Raw genomic sequence first — 1,823 nt, 5'->3', positions numbered from 1 at the left:
GCCAACATTACGAGGGTTTTCGTAATGATCAATTACTTTTTCGCTATAAGCCATGATGCTTCTCCAAACCTCGGGGTCAGCCTAATATTAATATGGGGGTGAAATTACATTTTTCAATGAGATAGCCTTAGTCTAAAGCTATCTCAGCGGGATGAATCAGTGTTCAGCCCATTCAACAGTAGAAAGGTCGATACCTTCTTTATACATGTCCCAAAGCGGAGAAAGTTCACGCAATTTCTCAACAGCTGCTTTAGTAATTTCAAGAACGTGGTCGATGTCTTCTTCAGTGGTGTATTTGCCGAAGCTGAAACGGATTGAACTGTGCGCCAATTCATCGGTCAGGCCCAGCGCGCGCAGCACATAAGACGGTTCAAGTGTTGCGGATGTGCATGCGGAACCTGAAGAGACCGCCGCGTCTTTCAGCGCCATCATCAGCGATTCGCCTTCAACAAAGTTGAAGCTGACATTTAAATAGTTTGCAACGCTTTGTGTCGGGTGGCCGTTTAAGAACACCTGTTCAAGGCCCTGCAGGCCATTCCACAGCTTGTCGCGCAGCACGCGGATGCGGGCCTGTTCTGATTGCAGGTTTTTGCCTGCAAGTTCAAATGCTTCGCCCATGCCGACAATTTGATGCGTTGCCAGTGTGCCTGAACGCATGCCGCGCTCATGACCGCCGCCATGCATTTGCGCTTTCACGCGTACACGCGGAGAGCGGCGTACAAATAAAGCGCCAATGCCTTTAGGGCCGTAAATTTTGTGAGCGGAGAAGCTCATTAAGTCAATTTTCATTGTGGAAAGGTCAATTTCAACCTTGCCAGCAGCCTGCGCAGCGTCAACGTGGAAGAAGATTTTCTTCGCGCGGGTAATCTCGCCAATGGCTGCCACATCTGTCACTGTGCCAATCTCATTGTTCACCATCATCAGGGAAACAAGGATGGTGTCTGGACGGATCGCTGCTTCAACCATTTCTGGGGTGATTAAGCCGGTTTTTTCCTGCGGCTCAATATAGGTAATTTCGAAGCCTTCTTCTTCCAGCTCGCGGCAGGTGTCTAAAATCGCTTTATGCTCAATTTTAGACGTAATGATGTGCTTGCCTTTAGATTTGTAGAACTGGGCAACGCCTTTAAGCGCAAGGTTGTCAGATTCAGTCGCGCCGGAAGTCCAGACAATTTCACGCGGGTCGGCTTTAATTAAGTTTGCGACTTGTTCGCGCGCGTATTCTACTTTTTCTTCCGCCTGCCAGCCGTAAGCGTGTGAACGCGATGCTGCATTGCCGAATGTGCCGTCAAAGGTCAGGCACTCCATCATGCGTTCTGCAACTTGAGGATCTACAGGGGTTGTTGCTGCATAATCAAGATAAATTGGACGTTTCATGTCAAATACCTGTAACCGATAAAAGGGCTGAATCAAGACCTGAAGAATTTTGGCGGATGGCAACAGTTTGCACATTGTCACGCGCTACAAGGTCAGCAAGGGTGATTTTTGCAAGATAATCGGCAATGTGGTGGGAGAGTTCCTGCCATAAATCATGCGTCAAGCACATCGCGCCATTCTGGCAGTTGCCTTTATGGTCGCAGCGGGTCGCATCGACGGTTTCATTTACAGCTTCAATAATTGCTAACACAGTGATTTCTTCAGCGCTTCGGGCTAAATGATAGCCGCCGTTTGCACCGCGGATACTGGAAACTAAGCCGTGGCGCTTTAATTTCGCAAATAACTGCTCAAGATAGGCAACAGAAATTGTCTGGCGCGCCGCAATTTCTGCAAGGGTGATCGTTTGTTCAGTTGGCTGCAAAGCTAAATCAAGTAGAGCAGTCACTGCG

Annotated in this window: 2 protein-coding genes; both read right to left on the bottom strand. The window is 48.5% G+C overall.

From position 1 onward, the window contains the following. Positions 1–156: 156 nt before the first annotated feature. Entirely contained in the window at positions 157–1,374 is a 1,218-nt protein-coding gene (locus RSA72_RS11220; protein ID WP_332633201.1) for an IscS subfamily cysteine desulfurase, read from the bottom strand. A gap of 1 nt (position 1,375) precedes the next feature. Continuing rightward, the coding region (locus RSA72_RS11215; protein WP_332633199.1) for an Rrf2 family transcriptional regulator at positions 1,376–1,823 on the bottom strand (448 nt) is incomplete at its 5' end.

Source organism: Acinetobacter sp. (assembly GCF_036659555.1).
Classification (GTDB): domain Bacteria; phylum Pseudomonadota; class Gammaproteobacteria; order Pseudomonadales; family Moraxellaceae; genus Acinetobacter.
This window is presented reverse-complemented; position numbering and strand designations above follow the sequence as displayed.

What these genes read in the sequence shown, in the direction of transcription:
- RSA72_RS11220 (WP_332633201.1), bottom strand. Translation starts at nt 1,374, where the DNA reads ATGAAACGTCCAATTTATCTTGATTATGCAGCAACAACCCCTGTAGAT.